Source organism: Fredinandcohnia onubensis (genome assembly GCF_002734285.1).
GTDB lineage: Bacteria > Bacillota > Bacilli > Bacillales > Bacillaceae_L > Ferdinandcohnia > Ferdinandcohnia onubensis_A.
This window is the reverse complement of the sequence record NZ_NSEA01000005.1, coordinates 178303-199877: the sequence shown is the minus strand read 5'-3', so window position 1 is coordinate 199877 and position 21575 is coordinate 178303. Positions and strand designations below refer to the sequence as shown.

Below are 21575 nucleotides of genomic sequence, written 5' to 3'. Positions count from 1 at the left end.
TGAAAGTTGAGATTCAGGTGATTCTAATAACTGGAGGTGAATCGAATGGCTAAAGTTGATAAAAACCCATCAAAACGCGCGGTTAGTGCAGCAAGTGTAAAGGGAAATGCTGGTCCTGATACAAGAGCGAGAAGCGGAAAAACACAATCCACAAACCAACAATACGGAGCTCATAATACAGGCGGAGAAGGATAATAGGTAGTAGTTTTTAGGGGGCTGGGGTGATGAAGGACTTTACGACAGCTCTTGCGTTGTGTTTGGAACTTCATCACCTCGATGAAAGACTTTACGGCGGATCTTGCGTAGCGTTCGGGACTTCATCGCCTCGATGAAGGACTTTACGATGGCTACTGCGTTGCGTTCGGGACTTCATAAGACCGATGAAGGACTTTACGAGGCGAACTCTTGAGCCTAAGTGCCTTCATCACCTTGATGAAGGACTTTACGACGGCTCTTGCGTTGCGCGCGGGACTTCATAAGACCGATGAAGGACTTTACGAGGCGAACTCTTGAGCCTAAGTGCCTTCATCACCTTGATGAAGGACTTTACGACGGCTCTTGCGCTGCGCGCGGGACTTCATAAGACCGATGAAAGACTTTACGATGCGAACTCTTGGGCTTAAGTGCCTTCATCACCCCAATGAAGAGGAATCCGCAGCAAATACTCATGCCCAATCCCCTTCATCACCTCGATGAAAAACAATTCGCAACAAATACTCCGCCCCAATCCCCTTCATCCCATCCAACCCTGTCGCATCTTCATAATCTAGAAGCAAACAAAAAAGCAGCGCTAGAAAACACCTTTTGTTTTTCCTCGCACTGCTTTATTAGTAACCTACTTCCCAAAAACTCCTTTTAAAACAAACGCAACATTTGCTGGTCGTTCTGCAAGACGTCTCATGAAATAGCCATACCAGTCCGTTCCATAAGGGACATACACGCGCATTGTATATCCTTCTTTTACTAGTTCCTCATGGCGTTCTGATCGAATCCCGTAGAGCATTTGGAACTCGAATTGGTCATGACTTATATTATGTTCCTTTACTAATTCCTTCGTATATTGGATCATTGCCTCATCATGTGAAGCAACTGCTGTATAGTTTCCATTTAACAAATGCATTTTAATGATTTTCTTAAAGTTCTCATCGACGTCCTTCTTGTCAGGAAATGCTACTTCTGGTGATTCTTTATAAGCACCTTTTACAAGGCGAAGATTTGGATGATATTTATTTAAGTCTTCTATGTCTTGGACAGTACGATAAAGATAAGCTTGGATTACAGTTCCTACATTATCGTAGTCTTTTCGTAGTTCTTTAAAAATTTCAATTGTCTTTGCGCATCGTGAGTAGTCTTCCATGTCAATCGTCACGAACACATCGTTTTCTTTTGCGGCATCAAGGATACGTCGCATATTATTCATAACTACCTCATCTGAAATATCCAATCCCATTGAGGTCATTTTTAAGGATAGTTGTGCATTTAGCTTTTCACTGCCAATTGCTTTGATTGCCTCAATTGAACCATCAGCCATAAGATTCGCCTCTTCTACACTGTCAACGAATTCACCCAGATAATCGATGGTGACCGCGAGGCCTTTTGCATTTAGCTCTTTGATTTTTTTTACAGCTAAAACGATTGTCTCTCCGGCTACAAATCTAGCTGCACCAAAGCGCAAGCCATATTTCCTCGCCATCTTTGTAAACGCTTTATTTTTTGATAAAAATAAAAAGAAATTACGTAAAATTTGTTCCATTTCAATTTCCCCCTCGAAATGCAATCTTAGCTGTAGTCTAGCAATCTACCTAAATTCTCATTTATTTTATCACGTTTAAAATACTTTGGATATATTCCCGGAAAAATTTTGTCGAACGCTTACATTTTGGAATACTACCCTATTTCATTGTATGCATTGCATACAAAAACGTTTTGTTGGCAACCTAATAATGAAAAATAGGATAAGGAGGGTTTTATATGCAACAACAGCAATCACAACAGCAGCAACAGCAACCTTTTTATACCCCAAAAACTGGGCAAATGTCAGAAACTCCAGCAGTTATTACATCAAAGGACCTCTTATACTTAACAGATATGATGTCCTGGAACCTTTTAGCCTTAAAAAAGGCACATTTCTTTGCAGGGCAATGTCAAATGCCTGAAATCTCTCAAGCGCTCGAAAAAGCATGTCAAATGCATGAACGCCATTATCGACAAATTTTAGATCATATGCAAAAGCATACGGGTAAAGCACCACAGCAACCGAGCCAAAATCAACAAAGCCAGCAAATGCAATAGAAGGAGGGCTACATAATGAATCAGCAAATGAACCAAAATCCAAATCAGGTAAGTAATCCAAAAACGAGCGTTCCAAAAACACCCGCAATGAATGATCGTGATTTTATCAATGACATGCTTGCAACGGAAAAATATATGACTGCTGCATATAGCACTGCCTTGAATGAGATGAGTCATGATGGACTTTATGAAGATATCCGTTCCATTTTTAATGAAACACAGGACTGCCAAAGAGAGCTTTACAATCTTATGTTCAAGAATGGCTGGTATAAGCTTGAGGAAGAAGAAACTCAAAAGGTGCAACAAAAGCTGCAACAATTTTATAACTATACAACAACGCAATTCCCAAACCATAATACGGTTCAATAAGAAAAAAGAGATGAAGCCCATTTGTTGGTGCCTCATCTCTATTTATTTTTTGAACGATGTTCCTCATTTAATTTTTTGATATCTGCAATGATTTCCATAATGCCATCCTTTGCATCTGGATAGGTTTCGTTCCAGTGCTTTGCTAGAGGTGGCATTGATTTTGAAATATGCATATATAAGGACCATAGCTTCACTTTTTCCTTTAGTTCTGGGGAACTTTCTCCAAGTAAAAGCTCTGTGTATTTTTCTAGTAATCCATCAACTTGTTCTTCTATTTTTTGATTCATTTTTATTATCTCCTATTTTGCAGTTTAGCGGACAGGTTTTGCAACGGTCTCCGGTACTTTTGGTTTTATAGTAAAGACAACATGTTGTCCTTGTTCGAATGTTCTGTTCGTACTCTGGGCGATACACCTTTATACCGTAATAACGTGATAAAGGGTTAAAATCTATCGGACCAAATAGTTCCCCTTCCGCATTCTTTACTAGATAATTAAAATCATCTTGGATAAACTCTCGTTTTTCATCAAACTTCGGTTTTGCCAGTACAGATTCATAGAGCCAATACACATATATCGCAATATTTTCCCAGAGGACTTTCTTCGAGAGGCCGGAATACTCAGATAGAGCCATTAAGACTTTATGGATATTCTCATGAAAAATAGCCCGAATCGCTTCGTTTCGCCATTGCTCTCTAGATTCAGAAGGACCGGATACTGTATGAAGGTTAAAAAAGTAGAACTTCGGATTCCAATACCAGATTTCCTCTTCTTCACTTGTCTCTAATGAAATATTAGTCAATGAAACATCTAATCGCTTATTTAAAACTGTCATTGCATACAAATTCAAGACAGCAAAAAATCCATAACGTTTCATGAACATGGAGGCCGCTACTCGTTTATCTGGTGCAGATATCTTCTCCTGGACTTTCTCCAAATATTGTTTGATCTTCTCTTCCACTAAAAGCTCTATCACAGGACTTGATAGGTTTGATTGGAATTGTTGATTACTAAAACGAAATTCCTTTAATTGTTCGATTTCTGTTTCCAAAAGGAGGTTTGACATATTAAACTCCTACCTTATTTAGTATACGTCTTCCTTTGCCGTGAGGAATGCATAGAGGCGTTCCAAACAATGGATCAGTGGCTACATCACAATCCATGCCAAACACATCTTTGACAAGACTCTTATTCACAACAAATTCAGGCTTGCCCTGCCCGTATATTTGTTTATTTTTAATTGCGACAATATGATGGGCATAACGGCATGCTAAATTTAAATCATGTAATACCATTATGACGGTTCGATGTTCTGTTTCATTAAGTTCAAATAACAGATCTAAAATTTCGATTTGGTGTGTCATATCAAGATATGTTGTTGGTTCATCAAGTAAGATAATATCGGTTTGCTGCGCAAGTGTCATCGCAATCCAAGCACGCTGACGTTGTCCACCCGAGAGGGAATCCACCGTGCGTTCTGCGAAATCCTTCATATTGGTAGCTTCTAGTGCATGATTAACCATTTTTTCGTCTTCTTCTGTCCATTGCTTAAGCCAATTTTGGTAAGGATAACGCCCTTGTTTCACTAATTGGAGGACGGTTAACCCTTCTGGTGCAGTTGGTCCTTGGGGAAGGATGGCAAGCTTTCTTGCTATTTCTTTTGTCGGAAGTTTAGCGATTTTTTCCCCTTCAAGTAGAACAGCACCTTGTTTTGGCTTTAATAATCTTGCTAAAGAACGCAACAAAGTTGATTTCCCACATCCATTTCCACCGATGAAGACGGTGATCTCCCCTTTTGGAATTTCAAGATGCAAGTCTTCAATGATAATGGAGTCTCCGTACGATAATGTTAAGCTTTCCGTTTTCAGTGCATTCATCCAATTCGCCCCCTTTAACTTTTCTAGCTGTTTCTAGACTTATAAAGCAAGTAGATAAAATAAGGTGCTCCGATGGCAGCTGTGAACACGCCTGCTGGTACTTCAGTTGGAGAGAAAGCGGTTCTCCCTATTAAATCAGCCAGCATGACAAGAATCCCCCCTAAAAGGGCAGCTGTTGGGAGCAGTGCTCCAAAGGCTGAACCGACCAATCTCCGTGCCATATGTGGTGCCATTAATCCAACGAAACCAATCCCGCCGGCAAACGCAACTGCACTACCTGTTAATGCAGTACTTAGTAACAATAAAAGAAATCTATGTTTTTGAACGGCACTTCCTACTCCGGTTGCTAGCTCTTCTCCTAGTTCTTGAATGTTTAGATGTCGTGCAAGCATGAAGGAGAAAACCAATAATATAATGACCACAGGACTAAGTATTTGTACATTTGCCCATGTTGACCCATTAACAGTACCTGTAATCCAAATATTTGCCTGACTAGCTTGATAAATCGGTCCTATTACCATAAATGTTGTTGTCAATGCTTGTGTGAGGGCAGAAACACCAATTCCAATTAAAACTAGCCGAATGGGCGAAACACCATTTTTCCATGCCAAAATATAGACCAAAAAGGCGACAACAGTCGCACCAATAAATGCAGCGACAGGCATCCATTTTATACTTACAGTTAGTGCATTGCTAGAATTTGAAAAAGTGGCTAAAAAGGCCACAACGGCGACAGACGCACCACCCGTAATTCCTAAAATATCTGGTGACGCTAGTGGGTTACGAATAATTCCTTGTAGAATACTACCAGCAGCTGCAAGCGCCATACCCACTAAAAAGGCAATGATAATTCTTGGTAAACGAAAGGATGTGATAACCAATTGTTCCATTTTTGAGCCATATCCAAACAATGTTTTTACTACAGTAACGGGGTCTATCTTCATTTCACCTAACCCTGTACTGACTAAAAATAAAATAATGGTTACTACCATTAGAACGAGAACCGTTATAGAAGATTTATAATCAATTAAAAAAGAGATGTTTCCCTTTTTTCCAAATCGAATAGATCGATATTTATTCATGCTTTACGAAACCCCTTTCTTGCCACATAAATAAAGAAAGGTGTTCCAATTATAGCTGTCATAACACCGACTGGCACCTCTTCTGGCATAACAATATATCTGGCAGCTATGTCAGCTAATAGAAGTAATACGCCACCAAGAATCCCACAGAAGGGCAGGATCCATCGATGATCAATTCCTACTAAGCTCCTCGCAAGGTGTGGAATGACAATCCCAATAAATCCAATTGGTCCGGCAACTGCCACTGCACCACCAGCTAGTAGAATAATCGTAAAGGCTGTTAATAGCTTAACCGTTCCAGTTCGCTGTCCTAAGCCTTTTGCCACATCCTCACCCATGGTAAGAACATTGATTTTGTTGGCTAATAGAAGGGATGCAACCCATGCCACAGCTAAATAAGGAAGAACACTCGTTAACATTTCAAGCTTTCGTCCTTGAATAGAGCCGGCAAGCCAAAATAATACTTGGTCTAATGCCATTTCATCAATAACTAGTAATCCTTGTGTAAAGGAAGAGAACATCGCGGCCATCGCCGCACCCGCTAATGTTAATTTCATTGGAGTAAGACCTTCTCGACCTAGTGAACCAATAAAATAAACAATAAATGCGGCAATCGCTGCTCCTAAAAAAGCAACCCATGTAAAGGCTTGTAAGGAGTTGATCGAGAAGATCGAGACACCTGCTACAATAAAAAATCCCGCTCCTGCATTTACACCGAAGATACCTGGTGATGCCAATGGATTTTTCGTTAAAGCCTGCATTAATGCTCCGGCAATTCCTAAACTTGCTCCTACAGCTGCAGCAATAAGTGCTCGAGGTAAGCGAATTGTTTCGATAATAATATGTTCATTTGAACCATCAAATGCTGTAAAAGTTTGATAGGCCATCTTCCAAGATGTGTCCGTATACCCATACACAATACTTGCACACATTGAAAAAAGTAATAATAAAATTCCGATAATAAGTCCAGTAAATTTAGCTTGATTTGATTTCAAAACCATTATAGAAGACTCCTTGAATAATTAGAAAAGCGCAAGGGGCCTGCTTATCGGCGACAAGCATAAGACGAGCGCTGACAGAAGGCGCTTTTTGCCTTCCGAAGCGATTGGCTTATGACCTCGAGCCGATGGCTCCTGGAGCTAGACATTGTAAGAAAGACATGTATGACTTTGGTTAAACATGTTTATGTTATATATTAGGTCGTTTTTTGTTAGGCTTTACTTTTCATATGCCTTATTATTCATAGGTAAAAGAAAGCGAAATTAGTAATTTAGTTCTCTTTTAGTCTATTGGAAGTGAGAATGATTGTCAACGGGATGAAAATCATTCTCAATTTTCTATTGACTAAAGTTTCAAATCATTTTATCATCATAAGTAATTGAAAATCATTATCAATTAATAGGAGGATACATAATGAATTTTAGAAAGAAAGCTTATCTGGGATTTCTAACCTTAGCTGTATTATCACTTCTGTTATCTGCTTGTGGTGCAGCAGATAACACAGACAAAGGCAACAATGAAACTGAAGGAGCAAATACATACACGGTTGAACATGCCATGGGTACGACTCCAATCAGCAAAAATCCAGAAAGAATTGTCATTTTAACAAATGAAGGAACAGAAGCCTTATTAGCAATGGGAGTTAAACCAGTTGGAGCTGTTCGTTCTTGGATTGGCGACCCATGGTACGACCATATCGAGGATCAAATGGAAGGTATCGAAGTTGTCGGTGAAGAAAGCAATGTAAATATCGAAGCCATTGCTGCACTTGAGCCAGACTTAATTATCGGTAATAAAATGCGCCAGGAAAATATCTATGAGCAACTAAAAGCGATTGCTCCAACTGTTTTTGCTGAGGATTTACGTGGTGATTGGCAAAAGAACTTTACCCTTTATTCAAAAGCCATCAATAAAGAAGAAGAAGGAAAAAAAGTCCTTGCTGAATTTGAAGAACATTTAAATCAGGTTAAGGAAAAAATTAATACCGATGCTGAAGTGTCAGTCGTGCGCTTTATGGAAGGGCGAACTCGAATTTATTATACTGATTCGTTCTCTGGCGTGATTTTCGAACAATTGGGCTTAAAACGTCCTCAGCAACAGGTTGATTTATTTGCTGAAAATCCTGATGATCAGTTTGCAAGAGAAGTGGATCAAGAAAAAATCCCATTGATGGATGCTGATGAAATCTTCTATTTCACATATGAAACCGGGAATGGAGAAGCTACAAAGGTCGAGGAAGACTGGATTAACAATCCGTTGTGGCAAGGTTTAAATGCCGTGAAAGCAGGAAAAGTGCACAAAGTAAGTGACCCTATTTGGAATACTGCAGGCGGCGTTCTAGCAGCAAACCTCATGCTAGATGACGTTGAAAAATACTTAGCGAAGTAAAAGAGAGCTCCCACCTTTTTGGCGGGAGCTTTTCATTTATTTATCTCTTAGCTTTTCTAAAATAACTTGTGCCTCATATCCATCTTTAAAAGTAAAGAGTCGGTTTTCTTCACTTGCAATGGCAGATACGAGATTGTCTATGAGAGTGGCTGTTTCGTTTATTTCTAATTCAATCGGCTGAATATCCTCTCCCAACTTGCCACCTTCAAGATTCCCCCAATCTCCTAGCGAAAGTGTTCCTTCTGTACCATATGCCGTATAAGCGATTCGTTCAACTCCAGCAATTTGACTGATTCCATTTATTAAAAATGGGATACCGTCCTCTAACTCTAGTGAAGCAATGACCCCAGTTTCACACTTTGTCTCATCTTCAGGAAGCTCTAATGTGCTATGTTGATATGTTATTGAACCAAAAATTCGTTGGGTTAATTGAATAAAATGAACCCCTACCTCCAGCACAAATCCGCCTTGTTCTCGACCGGCAACCCAATCATTCTGTTGCCATAAACGGGGCCAATTTGGGAAATTCATTGAAAGTTCAAGCTTTCTTATTCTACCTATGTACCCTTCCTTAATTAACCGTTCAAAGCTATTAGCAGAGGTGCTATAATTTAGTGGGAAATTCATAGCATGAATGATTCCTGCTTGCTCTGCTTTTTCTAACATTTCTTTAGCCTCTTCAACTGAATTTGCTAGAGGCTTCTCACATAAGATATGTACCCCTTTATTGATTACATCCATTGTGACAGCATGGTGATATTTTGGCGGGACTGCTACATAGACAAGGTCCAACTCCTCATTAGCTAGCATATCCTTGTGGTTATCATACCAATTGATACCGCCTAATTTTCCAGCCATTTTTGCAGCTCGTTCTTTTTCCTTATCAACGACTGCAGTTACTGTTGTATGTTTGTTCGCATTGAAACCTTGGATTAACCTTTCTCCAATTGCACCAAGGCCAATTACTCCTACTCTTACATGTTTCATCTTCTCTCTCCTCCCCATTCCCCATTATAATTCCAGCCCGCGAAATCGTCTATCACGACAAAAAAATCCCCCCTGAAAATTCACTCAGGAAGGGGTTCTTTTATACGAATGATTTTATATCATAGACATGACCATTGATTAATTCTTGGTTAAAAATGAGGTCTAGGACAACACCTGCAACAAAATCTGGTGATCGTAGCATCCCTTTCTCATTGAATTCAATGAATTGTTCAACCTCGGTAAAGTCCTCTTTATTCGTCTTTCTGATTACTTCTTGCATCTCTGTATCCATAACGCCTGGAGAGAATGAAATCATGGTTACGGGATTTTCAATCGTTTCCTGCTCAAAGCCAACTGATTTTGTAAACATATCGATTCCTGCTTTTGACGAAGAGTATGCAGTCCATCCATGTCTAGCACGGTTTGCAGCGCCTGATGAAATATTCACAATTACCTTTTTAGTTGCAAACGATGCCGTATGGCGAATGAAATATGAACTTAACAACATTGGCGCCAACAGATTCACATGAATATTTTCGGTTAGTTCTTTTGGAGTTGCCTTTCCAATCGGTTTAATTGGATCAATCATTCCAGCATTGTTCACTAAGTAAATTCCTTCAGCATTTGAGAAGTCAATAGATGAAAAAATTCGTTCCATTACTTTTTCGATTTCTTCGCTCTTTTGGAGGTCACAAGAAAAATAATAAAGATTGATTCCCTTTTCAGACGCTAATTCTTTTAACTCATTATTTTGCTTTCTAGAGATACAAAATAAAGTGTGATTCTTTTCCAAAATCTGCTTAACAATGGATTCTCCTAGTCCCCTAGATGTTCCAGTAATAATAAAATATTTCAAATAAGACACTCCTATTACCTTTATCTTAACCACTATTTACAAATAAGTATACCATACACTCCTGAAAACGGTTGATATAAAAGATCCTCATCGTCACAAAGTTATTGCGTAATTCCCGTCTCGGTTATCGTTACCTCTGAATGAACATCTATTTTTATATTCGGATAATTAAGCTCCCATTTTTTAAAATCTAAACCACGCGTTGAGTGTCTAGCCATATACCCAATCCCAACTGGGTCGATATTTTTTTCTTGAAATTCTTTTAACATTGCTTCGGATTTATCTTTTATTGTGCTCTCGAGTTCTTCTACTATCTTTTGAATAGTTTTCGGATTTGTTGTTTGCCCAGAAAATTCACTTAATATTCCTTCAAACTTAATCGTGATGTTTACTTTTGGCTCCCCATCTACTTCCTCGACCTTTATTTTTCTCTTTGATTTGATGCGCCTAATAGATGCATACTCATCTGTCCCTTTTAATCGTATTGTATAGGAGCCTTCTCCATAATTTTCGACCATTGCCTTAAAGAAGAACAAATCAGGTTCATCGATTTTAGCCACCATTTTACCATGCTGAAACAGTCCAAGCCCTGTAATCTCCATCTTATTAGAAAGCAGTTTCATCGTTGGGAGATAGGGATCCATACCTACCATATAATGTTTATACATAAAAGTATGAAGATCAGACCTTGGCAAATCTCGTTTTTCGATATTATGTTGTAACATGATTGATAAGTATTCCCCAGTACCCCTGTTACCTAAACTCTTTTCTAATACCTCATTTGTCTTTCCTTCTATAATGGCTAGATTAATATTCGATCCGATGCTTGCATCACGTTGAAGGGCGTCAATATACCGTAGTATTCCGTTTTTTGCAAGTTCATCCTCATACAAAACAACACGGACAGCACCTGTAACTAATGGATCCGCTGATTTTTTTTGGAGCACATTAATGATTTCCTTAGCTAACACGGATTCCCCAGTGAAGCTAGCATTCTCGATGCTTTTGTCTGCTTTAAAAACGGGGATAACAGCTGTACCTTTAATTTTTTGACCCTCAGCTCTATCAAACCCAACTGCTGCCACCATGTTAATTTCATCAATAATTTCTACTGATACTCTCCCATAAATAACTGTTACTAATATAATGGTACAAATCGCAATTCCTGTTAGTATTTTTTTCATTTTTTCTCCCTCATTTTACGAACAACTAGTGTAATTATGAAGAGGATTGGAATATAAGCAAAAATATAATAAAGTCCAAATTTTGACATATATCCACTGATCATGTCTATATGTTGACGTGATTTAATGAGACTACTTGCAACTAATACGACTGGTAATATCCAAAGTAACGATTTTCGTTGTTGCACTGAAAACACTTTTTTGATTCCTCTGCTAGCTCCCCAAAGAGCAATACAAAGATTTGGAAGGATTACTAGAAACCATGATGCGATTCCAATATACTCAAAGCGTTCTACAAATGGCATGTTAATACTTTTAAACATCGTTAACGTTGCCCAGATTATTTTATCCAGTTGGTCAGCGCTAAAATACATGATTGCAGTAACATTAGCAATTAGGTATAAAACCGTTGTTGCTAGGACCCCTAGATGAGCATATTTTTGGGACTTTGGTGGATTTTTAATAAATGGATAAAATAGCAAAAGCGTTTCAAATCCCAAGATACTCAAAGTCATATCCTTTGTAGATTTTGCAATTTCTGTTAATGAGTGATTCATGATCGGTATCAAATTACGTACATGTCCATAATCCAAAGGAAAAAAAACTAATAGAAGTATATATAGAGGGAGGACTATACTAAAAAAACTAATTCCCGTTACCGTTCTAAAACCACCTAGTATAATGTAGTACGTCAATACCAATGCAAAGAAACCAAAAACCCAACTATTAAATTCAGGAAACATCCATACCTGAATAACCTCAATATAGGTACGTAATACGGTTATGGCTAAGGCCATAAGGTATACAACGAATAATAGGCTTAAAAAACTACCAATCCACTTTCCAAATATCTCTTTATGAACATCAACAATGTCTCCCCCTGAATGATTCAAGAGCTTATAAATAATCCATACAACGATGTGTACAGCTACTCCTGCAAGTATTACAGAGATCCAACTGTCATACCCAGCCGATTTGGCAATGATTCGTTGGAAACCAAGCATTCCTACCCCTACTTGCATGGAATGAATTAAGAAAAATACAAAAATAGGAGAAACTAAAAATGATTCTTTGATCCTTTCCATCGTTGCAACTCCTTAGAATCAAATACGCATGAATACTGTGAAACTATTCATCAATATCTTTTTTCGCTTCTGCTTTATTTTGATTAAAACGATTTTTATCTTCAGGACGTAAATAAACCGGACGTTTTGCAAGCTGAGAATATGGCAGCCGAATAAATGCATCCCTTAAATCTCCAACACGTAATGGGTAAATTGGTTCTAAGAATGGGCGACCTAAAGATGTTAATCGAATTAAATGTGCTAATAGAAAACAAAAACATACAACAATTCCGATTAAACCCCAAAGCTGAGAAAACAGTAAAAAAGGAAAACGGATTATACGGATAGTGTTACCCATTGTATATACAGGTGTTGTAAATGATGCTAAGGCAGCCAGTGCGACCATTATCAACAATACGTTACTCGTAAGGCCCGCTTCAACAGATGCCGTTCCAATAACGATACCACCCACGATACCGATTGTTTGACCAACTTTTGCAGGTAGCCTTGCTCCAGCCTCACGAAGTAGCTCAATGACTATTTCTAAAAACAAGGCCTCTAGTATCGGTGGCAATGGAACCTCACGCCTTGAGATAACTAAAGTAGCCAGAAGATCCCTCGGAATTAATTCATGATGATAAGTTAGAACGGCAACATATATCGGCGTTATTAAAATTGAAAAGATAACTGAAAAAAGGCGAAGCAAACGAACAAAAGATGCAATATACCAATTCAAGAAATAGTCTTCAAAAGATGAGAAAAACTCAACTAGTGTAGTTGGGGTAATAATGGCTTGAGGTGATCCTTCTGATAGCACCACTACCTTACCCTCAACTAATACAGACGCAACCCTGTCAGGCCGTTCTGTTTCAAGCATTTGAGGAAATGGTGAGTTCGTATTATCAACAATTATTTGTGAAATAAAAGAGCTATCACTTATATGATCAAACTCAATGTCATTTATACGTTGTAATACAGTTTGTACATTTTCCTTCTCAACAACATCTTCAATATAAACCACTGCTACCTTTGTTTTTGATAATTTACCGACAGTCAGTTCCTTTACTCGTAATTCGGGCACAGGAAGTCGCTTTCGAATTAGGTTTAAATTGGTATCAAGTGATTCGACAAATGCCTCTTTTGGGCCAGTTACACTAAATTCCACTTCAGGCGAGTTGACTGATCTTTTTTCAAATTTCACAGCATCTATAAGCGCACAATAACCGTCATGTTTGTGAAATTGAATCATAATACTGCCCTGTAAAAGCTTATCTTCAATTTCCCTAGGATTTTTTGAAATCACAATCTCCTTATTAGGAATAATTGCTTTAAGGTCTCGAATTGAATAGACCTTCGCATAAAGTAAATAAGGTAGTATGTGTTCGTTAAGGGTTTTTGTATCAATAATATTTCGTTGATAACAAATCCAATATGGGCGAATTGCTTGACTATTAAATTGGCAAATGAAATCTTCTGATTTTCGAAAGGTTTGATATATTTCCTCTGTTAACCTGGGTTTCTTATCTTCCTTTTTGAACCAATTTGCCATCGCGATCACCCTTTTGCTTTTAACATGTTTCTTTAATTTTCTACTTCTTTCCCTCCTGTTAGTTATTCCATGAAATGTATGGAAATTATGCATACTATTTCTACTTACTTTCAATTTATTGGAATGAAAGTAAGGCATGAAAGAGATGTGTAAGCAAGATACTAAAAGAAAAGTCTGGTTGAGGTGATAGTAATGTGGAATAAAAAGAGACTTTCTATAGTTGCATTAATAATTGCAGTGGGGTTATCGATTTTCGTTTCTTTTAGATTATTTGATAATAATGGGGATCAAGCTAATTCAAAAACATCTTCTACTCGTAACACCCCCCACCAAATGGAAAATGAAACGATTGATACTTCCCCTCAAGTGATGAATGTAGACTCGATTCAACTTTACAACAATGTGCAAAGACAACTAGATAACCATGAAGAAATAGACGTAATTGACCATAATGGCAAAGACAAAAGCCATTACCATCACCACCAGGTTATTGTTGATTTTAAACACCACTTAAAGCCTGATGAGATTAAACAAATTGAAAAGGACATTGAAGGAAAGCTTCTACGCAAACTAGATTCTTCTTACATTTTTGAATCAAATAACATGAAGACACCTGCGATGATTTCTTATTTCGATAAAAGGAAGGACGTCGAGTTTGCTGAACCTAACTATATTTTAATGCAAAATCAGCAATCACCAAATGACCTGCTATATAACGATTTTCAATGGAATTTGCGTATGATTGATTCCGAAAATGGCTGGGGTATAACACAAGGCTCTGATAAGGTTAAAATAGCCATAATTGATACGGGGGTAGATTTGGATCATCCTGACTTGGTGAACAGAATTACGGACGGCTATAACATCTTAAAGGACAATAATGTTCCAGATGATGATAATGGGCACGGTACACATGTTGCCGGAATCATTGCCTCGCAAACAAATAATCATGAAGGAACTGCAGGAGTAACGTGGTTTAACCCTATTATGCCAATAAAAGTAATGGGGTCAGATGGATATGGATCAACCTTTGACATTGCTCGTGGAATTATTTGGGCAACTGATCATGGAGCTGATGTGATTAACCTTAGTCTTGGTAATTACCAAGGATCAAAATTGCTGAAACAAGCAGTTGATTATGCATATAGACATGACGTTGTGATGGTGGCTGCTTCTGGTAACGATAATTCGAGCCAACCGAGTTTCCCATCTGCGTATCCGCAAGTGTTAAGTGTCGCAGCCGTTGATTTAAACGGTGATAAGGCGGAGTTCTCCAATTATGGTGATTATATCGATGTATCAGCCCCAGGCGTGACAATACCGAGCACCTATATTGATGAGCAGTATGCTGCATTGTCTGGAACTTCGATGGCAGCACCACATGTTGCTGCGCTTGCTGCTTTAATGCGCTCAATTAATCCAAACCTGTCTAATATAGAAATCATGGAAATTATCAAAGGGACAAGCTTAGACCTTGGAAAAGCTGGAAAGGATATCTATTTTGGTGAGGGATTAATCGATATAGTCCAAGCCCTTGAAAAAGCAAAAGGAGAAACCGAATAATCGTTGAACAGCGGTCGGTACTCGTGTAAAACCATTCATAAAAAGTGGGGTTTCCCCACTTTTTTCTTTTCACATTCATATTACATACGATTATGGATACGATAAAAAATGGAAATCCAATTATGGAAATTTTGTTAATGGAGGGAGGACATTGTCGCAAACTAGAACTCAACAACGAAGTGAGTTTCGTCTCATCATAGCTGCCCTCCTACTCATCGGCATTTTTGTATCTCCTTATTTTATCCTTGGTGAGAATGCTCATCTACGAGTTCACGACAACTTAGATTCGAATCTTGCTTGGTATAAGGTTCTTGCAGAGAGCAATCAAATGCTCGGATCAGTTGATGCCTCAATCCCTCAAATTATTAACGGTAATCTTCAAAGAGGTGCATTTGGAACTGAACTTAGTGGGATTGTATGGCTACATGCCGTTTTTCCACCAATGATTGCCTATGGACTAAGCCAATTTATCACAAGGATCTTTGCGTTTTTAGGCATGTATTTATTATTAAAAAAGCATATTCTCGCCCGCAATGAATGGGCTTGGATCCGAGTTGGGGTTTCATTAGCCTTTGCCCTTACACCTTTTTGGCCATCTGGAATGCTGAGTACGCTCGGGATGCCGCTTGCTTTATGGGCTCTGCTTAATATCCGGGCTGGAGAGAAGTCATGGATAAACTGGTTGACACTGACCTTGATCCCATTCTATGCAAGCATTGTTCTTGGATTTTTCTTTTTTATTAGCGCGATGGGTATTTTTTGGCTAGTCGATTGTTTCCGTGGTAAGGGTTTGAACCTTCGCTTTTTATGGGCACTCATTTATTTCACGTTAATTTTTATGGTAGTTGAATATCGACTTGTGTACTCTTTTTTATTTATGGATGAACCAAATAGTCGGGATGAATATTTTCATGCACGATTATCATTTTTACGTGCTCTTCGTCTATCCTTAAAAAATTATGTACTTGGTCATACCCATGTAATGAGTGTTCATGGCTTGGTCATTTTGCCTGTTACCATACTGGCCTTAAATGTTGTTATCATCAAGAAACAATGGAAACAAGAGAAAGTTTTTCTTTTCTTACATGTCCTAAACGCTATTTTGTCCATTTGGTATGCTTTTTGGTTTTATAAAGGGTGGGTTCCTTTAACGGAACGATTTCATTTTTTAGATACCTTTAATTTTGCAAGATACCATTTTCTAAGGCCAATGGTTATTTATGTTTTGTTTGCTATTTCGCTAAAAATTTTATGGGAATACCGGGTTGGATGGAAGCGTGCTTGTTTGTTATTCCTAGCAGCACAGCTAGTAATTGTGGCTTCTTTTAATGAAGAAATTGTTTATAATAACAAGCCTTCTTTTCAGCAATTTTTTGCGGAGAAACAATTTGAGGATATCAAGGACTATATTGGCTTGCCACAAGAGGATTATCGTGTCGCCAGCATCGGTCTTCATCCCGCAATTGCTCAGTTTAACGGGTTTTATACACTTGATACATACAATAATTTTTATCCCCTTTCTTATAAGCATCAGTTTCGTGAAATTATTGCCAAGGAATTGGAAAAGGACAAGAAACTGCGACAATATTTTGATGAGTGGGGTGGCCGATGCTACATCTTTTTAGATGAACTCGGCAAGCACTATATGTTTAAAAAAACGTCAAAAAAAGAAATTAAAAAAATGGAACTGAACATGCAAGCATTTTACGACATGGGTGGGCGGTTTATCATTTCATCTCTGCCTATTCAAAATGCAGCCGAAAATAATTTAGTTCTAGAGGAGACTTTCGATTCAGCAGAATCTGCATGGAGGATTTATTTATATCGAGTTTCCATTTCACAATAAAATGGTTAGGGGGATTCATCATGAATAAACCTTTACTTACAATTGTTGTCCCTTGCTATAACGAAGAGGAAGTTCTTCCTGAATCAATGAAACAGCTTAGAGCCCTTCTGGACGATCTTATCACGGACAAGTTAATTTCCGAAAAAAGCAGACTCTTATTTGTTGATGATGGAAGTAAGGATCAAACATGGTCTATCATTTACAAACAAGGACTTGAAGACAGTAAAATAAAAGGGTTAAAATTAGCCAGAAATGTTGGCCACCAAAATGCCCTACTAGCAGGTTTGTTTACCGCAAAGCGACAGTCAGATTGTCTCGTCTCCATAGATGCCGATTTACAGGATGATATTGAGGTCATACGTGAATTTCTTCTTCGCTTCTCAGAAGGCTATGAAGTCGTATACGGTGTACGAAAAGAACGAAAGACTGATACTTTCTTTAAGAAGCATTCCGCACAAGGATTTTACAAGTTAATGAATTTCATGGGTGTTAACCTCGTATATAATCATGCCGATTTCCGCTTAATGAGCAGGCGTGCCGTGGAAGCACTTGAACATTTTGATGAAAGTAATCTCTTTTTACGGGGAGTGGTTCCTCTAATTGGCTTTCAATCTACATCTGTCTTCTATGACCGTAAAGAACGAATGGCTGGCGAAACAAAGTATCCTTTACGAAAAATGCTTTCGTTTGCGCTCGACGGGATTACGTCCTTTAGTGTTACGCCGATTCGCTTGATTTCATTAATGGGCCTGCTTTCATTCTTTGTTAGCTTATTTTTTGGAGGTTACTTTTTTTACTTAAAATTTAGTGGACAAACTCAGACAGGCTGGACTTCCCTGATCACCTCGATTTGGTTAATTGGTGGATTGCAGCTGATTGCTTTAGGATTTATCGGGGAATATATCGGTAAAATCTATAAGGAAACAAAGCGGCGCCCAAAGTTCGTCGTCGATATCGATACGTTCAATCTTGCAATACCTGAGCAAGAACCTGAAGCTCCGGAAGAGGGTGGATACTTGATTGATTACAGCCCATTATCTGAAACCAACTAACACATTCATCCGCTTTCTGCTAGTTGGACTCATGAATACAATAGTTGGACTATCAAGTATTTTCTTGCTGTTGCATGTAACAGGTCTCTCATACTGGCTTTCGACGTTTCTAGGAAATTCAGTTGGGGCGATCGTCAGTTATCTGTTAAACCGACGCTTTACGTTTAACAGTAAGGCCACATTTGGAAAAAGCATCCCTTTATTTATTTTAGTCATTCTTTGCTGCTACTTTCTTTCATATTCAGCAAGTAAATTCATAGCTGATTTCATTTTACTACCATACACAAACGAGATTGCTGTCTTGCTTGGAACAGGACTTTACACAATATCAAACTACTTTGGCCAAAAATATATCGTTTTTGCAGGACAGAAGGCCCCCGGTGGTACAGAGGGACAGGTCCCTCGTCCCAGAAAAAAAAGCACTTTTGATTAAGTGCTCTTTTTTATGTTTTTTATTGTTTTTCGAAGGTAGATGAGGCTTACGCCAAAAAATAACACCATTAGGATGGCTGGTAATGGATCCTTAGTATTAATTGTAACGGGATTGATTTCAGCACGGGTATTCAATGCTTCCTTCGGGATGTCCATTTTCATCTGTTTCGTTGCAAGTAGTCGGCCATCATCCCCAAGTACCTGCAATACACCTTGGTCGTTCATCGCAATTTGTACTTCTTCATTTTTCATTTGCGTAAATTTGAGTGGCTTGCTCAAATGATAGCTTTCTTTCTTGTCACCGATATAGGATTTATCTGTAGCTACCTCTTTTACCTCAAAATTTTCAAAGCCGTAATCTAAAAGCTCAACTGTATCTTCATAAGCTATTTCATTTCGATCAGCTTTTAATACGATCGCAATTAAAGACATTTCACCTTTTTCTGCAGACGTTGAAAGAGTGAATCGTGATTGCTGGACAAAGCCTGTTTTTCCACCAGTGATCCCTTCATATGGGATTTCACCTCTAAGTAATAAATGGTGGCTATAAAGGGTTGTATCCCAGCTTTCACCATTCCAGGCTAACTCCTTTGTTCCAAAAATCTCACGGAAAACCGGATTTTTCAATGCATATTTTGTAATTAAAGCAAGGTCATATGCAGTGGTATAGTGATTTTCATCAAATAGACCATGTGGGTTAGAAAAATGGGTCTGTTTGACACCCACTTCCTTTTGTAAATACGAGTTTATTGACTTAGCAAAGTCTTCCACACTCCCATCAAGATGCTCCGCAATCGCAACCCCGGCATCGTTACCGGAATTAATCAATAAGCCTTGAATAAGATGTTTTAACGTAACGTTTTCCCCTTCTTCCAGGTAAACACGAGTTCCGCCCGTTTCATAGGCATTGGCACTTACTGTGACAATATCGTCTAAATTTCCTGTTTCAATGGCATAAATGGCAGTTGCCATTTTCGTTAAACTTGCAGGATATAATTTCGTATCACTATTTTTCTCATATAGTATTGAACCTGTATTTGCATCTAGTAAAATGACTGCATCACTCTTTATCGTTGGTGCATCAATTGGCTGAGAGTTTTGAGCAAAAGCTTGAAAAGGCGCAACAAAAGCCATCACAATTACTAGAACCAAAATCATATAAAGCTGCTTCATTTCACTTCTCCCTTTGGGACTAAAATAGACATGTCTCTTTGCCCCAATAGTATTTTTCTATTGAGTGGGACAAGAAGTGAGTCCCCTCGTCCCACGATTTTACAATTACAGGTATTCGAAAGTCAAATTGGTTTTTTGGCGGCATCTAAAAAAGACGCTCCGCGTGTTCTACGCAAAACGTCTTCTTAATCATTATTTATGATAGGTGTAGATCGAACTCCATTCATGAATCAACTGGGTTGCCAATAAATTTTCTTTCGCGTACTTTTCCGCTTTTATCAAGAGTTCTTTTTCGTCCATTATCCCTTCGAAATCGGGATTTAATTTGTAGTATATAAATGTGCCTACTTCATTTTGGCGAAATCGAACAAATGCCACAAAGTCTTTCTCTTTATAAACGGAATAAAAGTAATCACTAGCCACCCCAAATAGCTCAAAATCTGTCCAGTTGGCGACCTTAAACCGTTCCACCTCTGCCATCGGGACAAGGTGTAAATCTATCTTAACATCTATAAAAATGTCCTTAAGCGTAAAATGTTCTACGACTATCACCGTATCTTCATTAAGTTCGTAACCATCCATTTGTAGTGGCTTCTCCCAGCTAAAAATATGGTCCTCTATAAACTCATCAAGCGTGGAATTTTCGCCCTTCGCGATTCTCTTCCCCACTTCACCTTGAATTTCACCAAATCGAATTTCATAAAAATCGGTAATTTGGATGTTTGCCACATGTTCATTCCGCTTCGTAAAAGCCTGTATGATATCGCCTTTTTCACTTTTTTCCTCGTCCGGCAATTGATCATACCAAACCTTTGGAGTACAGGTGACTGTCTTCACACCACGTAGTACTTCTTCAAGAAGTCTTTCATCATATTCATCACGACCCCAAAAATCGATTCGTTTCATTCAAATCACCTCTTCCACTACTTGAATTATATAATGGATGGTTTGAAATGAACAACAAAAAACTCGGTAAGCATACTCTAAGCTTTGTTATAAATGGGAATATACAAATGTCCTTTTTATATACACTGAAAAATATCACTTGATTAACATTCTTTTCATTACATTAAAAGGGGCTGTGCTACACAAATTAAGAAAGGATTTTTGAAAGGGCAGGCCTTTTGAGAATCCACAAAAATTCGTCTGGGAGGGTTCCGAATGCAAAACAACAACAACAACAACAAACAACAAATTCCAGCACAGGCTCAAGCTGCACTTAATCAAATCAAACAAACAGCCAAGCAGTTGGCGCAAACAGAGCAAATGAATGCACAGCAGTTCCAACAAAGCTCACCACAAGTGCAACAATCTGCCCCTGGATTTGCAGGACGTGAATTGAATGCTGCTCAGCAGTTAAACCAGATAGAGCAGTCCGCACAGCAGCTCCAACAATCTGTTGGGCAACAACAATTCACTTCAACCGGATCCTCTTTCAGTACCGAATTTGCTAGCGAAACGGATGTTGCTGAAGTTCGTAAACAGAACCAGCAATCTCAGGCTAATAAAAATCGCTAGACACCTGCCATTAGTAATACCCTCACACCTGTGAGGGTATTTTTAACAAGTAAATGGCTAAATTTCCTACTTCTTGCCTTACATTAATAGATTTAAACTACTCATACTACAAGTGAAATGTTAAGAATGGAGTTGAACGAAATGGGACGAACAAAGCGTGGAAATGCAAATGCACAACGAAATAATAATGCGAAAAAAGGAAATAGAATTAGTGAAGAGCTTGTTGAATTCGCATCCTATACAGAAGTAGAAGCAGAAAAACAAAACGTTCAAAAGAAGAAAAAGAAATAGTTAACTCTGGCCAAGGTTTCCCTTGGCCTTTTCTATATTATCTATTCTGTGGT

23 protein-coding genes are annotated in these 21575 nt (G+C 38.4%); 10 read left to right on the top strand and 13 right to left on the bottom strand.

Translation table 11 applies throughout. From position 1 onward, the window contains the following. Positions 1–45 precede the first annotated feature (45 nt). Positions 46–195 carry a YuzL family protein gene (locus tag CKJ95_RS06810; RefSeq protein WP_099352643.1) on the top strand — a complete coding sequence of 50 codons (150 nt, stop codon included), beginning with the start codon at positions 46–48 and terminating at the stop codon, positions 193–195. A 640-nt stretch (positions 196–835) separates the two neighbouring features. Here CKJ95_RS06810 and CKJ95_RS06805 read toward each other — a convergent pair. Then, a complete protein-coding gene (locus CKJ95_RS06805; protein ID WP_099352642.1) occupies positions 836–1753 on the bottom strand; it encodes a proline dehydrogenase family protein in 918 nt (305 codons plus the stop codon). A 218-nt stretch (positions 1754–1971) separates the two neighbouring features. On the opposite strand from CKJ95_RS06805, the gene CKJ95_RS06800 reads away from it, so the two are divergent. Together CKJ95_RS06800 and CKJ95_RS06795 are read left to right on the top strand one after the other, a co-directional pair. Then, positions 1972–2292: a hypothetical protein gene (locus tag CKJ95_RS06800; RefSeq protein WP_180271430.1), complete on the top strand. Its 321-nt coding sequence runs from the start codon at positions 1972–1974 to the stop codon at positions 2290–2292. 15 nt (positions 2293–2307) lie between these two features. After that, positions 2308–2661: a spore coat protein gene (locus CKJ95_RS06795; protein ID WP_180271429.1), complete on the top strand. Its 354-nt coding sequence runs from the start codon at positions 2308–2310 to the stop codon at positions 2659–2661. Between the two features lie 38 nt (positions 2662–2699). Here CKJ95_RS06795 and CKJ95_RS06790 read toward each other — a convergent pair whose 3' ends face one another. The 5 genes from CKJ95_RS06790 to CKJ95_RS06770 are packed head-to-tail and all read right to left on the bottom strand — an operon-like array spanning position 2700 to position 6620. Next, the gene (locus tag CKJ95_RS06790; protein WP_099352641.1) at positions 2700–2948 is read right to left on the bottom strand and encodes a YusU family protein; all 249 of its coding nucleotides are present in this window, start codon (positions 2946–2948) and stop codon (positions 2700–2702) included. Further along, entirely contained in the window at positions 2920–3726 is an 807-nt protein-coding gene (locus tag CKJ95_RS06785) for an IucA/IucC family C-terminal-domain containing protein (protein ID WP_099352640.1), read from the bottom strand. The genes CKJ95_RS06790 and CKJ95_RS06785 overlap by 29 nt, the downstream gene beginning before the upstream one ends. Position 3727: 1 nt before the next feature. After that, positions 3728–4537 (bottom strand): ABC transporter ATP-binding protein, encoded by an 810-nt coding sequence (locus tag CKJ95_RS06780; protein ID WP_099352639.1) that lies wholly within the window; start codon positions 4535–4537, stop codon positions 3728–3730. Between the two features lie 23 nt (positions 4538–4560). Next, a complete protein-coding gene (locus CKJ95_RS06775) occupies positions 4561–5619 on the bottom strand; it encodes a FecCD family ABC transporter permease (RefSeq protein WP_099352638.1) in 1059 nt (352 codons plus the stop codon). Beyond that, positions 5616–6620 carry a FecCD family ABC transporter permease gene (locus CKJ95_RS06770; RefSeq protein ID WP_099352637.1) on the bottom strand — a complete coding sequence of 335 codons (1005 nt, stop codon included), beginning with the start codon at positions 6618–6620 and terminating at the stop codon, positions 5616–5618. The genes CKJ95_RS06775 and CKJ95_RS06770 overlap by 4 nt, the downstream gene beginning before the upstream one ends. A gap of 412 nt (positions 6621–7032) precedes the next feature. Here CKJ95_RS06770 and CKJ95_RS06765 point away from each other — a divergent pair, with 412 nt between their 5' ends. Continuing rightward, on the top strand, positions 7033–8007 hold the full coding sequence (locus CKJ95_RS06765) for an ABC transporter substrate-binding protein (RefSeq protein WP_099352636.1): 975 nt from the start codon (positions 7033–7035) through the stop codon (positions 8005–8007). A gap of 36 nt (positions 8008–8043) precedes the next feature. On the opposite strand, the gene CKJ95_RS06760 is transcribed toward CKJ95_RS06765, so the two are convergent. The 5 genes from CKJ95_RS06760 to CKJ95_RS06740 form a co-directional block, all read right to left on the bottom strand. After that, positions 8044–8994 carry a Gfo/Idh/MocA family protein gene (locus CKJ95_RS06760; protein ID WP_099352635.1) on the bottom strand — a complete coding sequence of 317 codons (951 nt, stop codon included), beginning with the start codon at positions 8992–8994 and terminating at the stop codon, positions 8044–8046. Between the two features lie 100 nt (positions 8995–9094). After that, positions 9095–9850 carry a (S)-benzoin forming benzil reductase gene (locus CKJ95_RS06755; RefSeq protein ID WP_099352634.1) on the bottom strand — a complete coding sequence of 252 codons (756 nt, stop codon included), beginning with the start codon at positions 9848–9850 and terminating at the stop codon, positions 9095–9097. Between the two features lie 101 nt (positions 9851–9951). Further along, positions 9952–11034, bottom strand: coding sequence for a Ger(x)C family spore germination protein (locus CKJ95_RS06750; RefSeq protein WP_099352633.1), 1083 nt, complete (start codon positions 11032–11034; stop codon positions 9952–9954). Next, positions 11031–12119: a spore germination protein gene (locus CKJ95_RS06745; protein ID WP_099352632.1), complete on the bottom strand. Its 1089-nt coding sequence runs from the start codon at positions 12117–12119 to the stop codon at positions 11031–11033. The genes CKJ95_RS06750 and CKJ95_RS06745 overlap by 4 nt, the downstream gene beginning before the upstream one ends. Before the next feature lie 43 nt (positions 12120–12162). After that, positions 12163–13647, bottom strand: coding sequence for a spore germination protein (locus CKJ95_RS06740; RefSeq protein ID WP_099352631.1), 1485 nt, complete (start codon positions 13645–13647; stop codon positions 12163–12165). 192 nt (positions 13648–13839) lie between these two features. Here CKJ95_RS06740 and CKJ95_RS06735 point away from each other — a divergent pair, with 192 nt between their 5' ends. The 4 genes from CKJ95_RS06735 to CKJ95_RS06720 all read left to right on the top strand — a co-directional run bounded on the left by CKJ95_RS06735 (position 13840) and on the right by CKJ95_RS06720 (position 18541). Beyond that, positions 13840–15210: a S8 family peptidase gene (locus CKJ95_RS06735; protein WP_099352630.1), complete on the top strand. Its 1371-nt coding sequence runs from the start codon at positions 13840–13842 to the stop codon at positions 15208–15210. Between the two features lie 151 nt (positions 15211–15361). After that, positions 15362–17056, top strand: coding sequence for a DUF6044 family protein (locus CKJ95_RS06730; protein WP_099352629.1), 1695 nt, complete (start codon positions 15362–15364; stop codon positions 17054–17056). Between the two features lie 20 nt (positions 17057–17076). Next, on the top strand, positions 17077–18108 hold the full coding sequence (locus tag CKJ95_RS06725; protein WP_099352628.1) for a glycosyltransferase family 2 protein: 1032 nt from the start codon (positions 17077–17079) through the stop codon (positions 18106–18108). Further along, complete coding sequence (locus CKJ95_RS06720; RefSeq protein ID WP_099352627.1) at positions 18077–18541, top strand: GtrA family protein; 465 nt, start codon at positions 18077–18079, stop codon at positions 18539–18541. Before CKJ95_RS06725 ends, CKJ95_RS06720 begins: the two co-directional genes overlap by 32 nt. Here CKJ95_RS06720 and CKJ95_RS06715 read toward each other — a convergent pair. Then, a complete protein-coding gene (locus CKJ95_RS06715; protein WP_099352626.1) occupies positions 18538–19713 on the bottom strand; it encodes a D-alanyl-D-alanine carboxypeptidase family protein in 1176 nt (391 codons plus the stop codon). The two genes, CKJ95_RS06720 and CKJ95_RS06715, sit on opposite strands and share 4 nt — an antisense overlap. A 192-nt stretch (positions 19714–19905) precedes the next feature. After that, entirely contained in the window at positions 19906–20619 is a 714-nt protein-coding gene (locus CKJ95_RS06710; protein ID WP_099352625.1) for an ASCH domain-containing protein, read from the bottom strand. Positions 20620–20874: 255 nt separating this feature from the next. Here CKJ95_RS06710 and CKJ95_RS06705 point away from each other — a divergent pair, with 255 nt between their 5' ends. Both CKJ95_RS06705 and CKJ95_RS23300 read left to right on the top strand, forming a co-directional pair. Then, entirely contained in the window at positions 20875–21231 is a 357-nt protein-coding gene (locus CKJ95_RS06705; protein WP_257215724.1) for a gamma-type small acid-soluble spore protein, read from the top strand. Between the two features lie 141 nt (positions 21232–21372). Continuing rightward, complete coding sequence (locus tag CKJ95_RS23300; protein WP_165918145.1) at positions 21373–21522, top strand: hypothetical protein; 150 nt, start codon at positions 21373–21375, stop codon at positions 21520–21522. Positions 21523–21575 lie beyond the last annotated feature (53 nt).

Coding starts and splice junctions, on each gene's coding strand:
- CKJ95_RS06780 (WP_099352639.1), bottom strand. CDS start 4,537: ATGAATGCACTGAAAACGGAAAGCTTAACATTATCGTACGGAGACTCC.
- CKJ95_RS06790 (WP_099352641.1), bottom strand. CDS start 2,948: ATGAATCAAAAAATAGAAGAACAAGTTGATGGATTACTAGAAAAATAC.
- CKJ95_RS06765 (WP_099352636.1), top strand. CDS start 7,033: ATGAATTTTAGAAAGAAAGCTTATCTGGGATTTCTAACCTTAGCTGTA.
- CKJ95_RS06800 (WP_180271430.1), top strand. CDS start 1,972: ATGCAACAACAGCAATCACAACAGCAGCAACAGCAACCTTTTTATACC.
- CKJ95_RS06805 (WP_099352642.1), bottom strand. CDS start 1,753: ATGGAACAAATTTTACGTAATTTCTTTTTATTTTTATCAAAAAATAAA.
- CKJ95_RS06750 (WP_099352633.1), bottom strand. CDS start 11,034: ATGAAAAAAATACTAACAGGAATTGCGATTTGTACCATTATATTAGTA.
- CKJ95_RS06795 (WP_180271429.1), top strand. CDS start 2,308: ATGAATCAGCAAATGAACCAAAATCCAAATCAGGTAAGTAATCCAAAA.
- CKJ95_RS06810 (WP_099352643.1), top strand. CDS start 46: ATGGCTAAAGTTGATAAAAACCCATCAAAACGCGCGGTTAGTGCAGCA.
- CKJ95_RS06710 (WP_099352625.1), bottom strand. CDS start 20,619: ATGAAACGAATCGATTTTTGGGGTCGTGATGAATATGATGAAAGACTT.
- CKJ95_RS06740 (WP_099352631.1), bottom strand. CDS start 13,647: ATGGCAAATTGGTTCAAAAAGGAAGATAAGAAACCCAGGTTAACAGAG.
- CKJ95_RS06705 (WP_257215724.1), top strand. CDS start 20,875: ATGCAAAACAACAACAACAACAACAAACAACAAATTCCAGCACAGGCT.
- CKJ95_RS06775 (WP_099352638.1), bottom strand. CDS start 5,619: ATGAATAAATATCGATCTATTCGATTTGGAAAAAAGGGAAACATCTCT.
- CKJ95_RS06715 (WP_099352626.1), bottom strand. CDS start 19,713: ATGAAGCAGCTTTATATGATTTTGGTTCTAGTAATTGTGATGGCTTTT.
- CKJ95_RS23300 (WP_165918145.1), top strand. CDS start 21,373: ATGGGACGAACAAAGCGTGGAAATGCAAATGCACAACGAAATAATAAT.
- CKJ95_RS06760 (WP_099352635.1), bottom strand. CDS start 8,994: ATGAAACATGTAAGAGTAGGAGTAATTGGCCTTGGTGCAATTGGAGAA.
- CKJ95_RS06745 (WP_099352632.1), bottom strand. CDS start 12,119: ATGGAAAGGATCAAAGAATCATTTTTAGTTTCTCCTATTTTTGTATTT.
- CKJ95_RS06725 (WP_099352628.1), top strand. CDS start 17,077: ATGAATAAACCTTTACTTACAATTGTTGTCCCTTGCTATAACGAAGAG.
- CKJ95_RS06735 (WP_099352630.1), top strand. CDS start 13,840: ATGTGGAATAAAAAGAGACTTTCTATAGTTGCATTAATAATTGCAGTG.
- CKJ95_RS06785 (WP_099352640.1), bottom strand. CDS start 3,726: ATGTCAAACCTCCTTTTGGAAACAGAAATCGAACAATTAAAGGAATTT.
- CKJ95_RS06770 (WP_099352637.1), bottom strand. CDS start 6,620: ATGGTTTTGAAATCAAATCAAGCTAAATTTACTGGACTTATTATCGGA.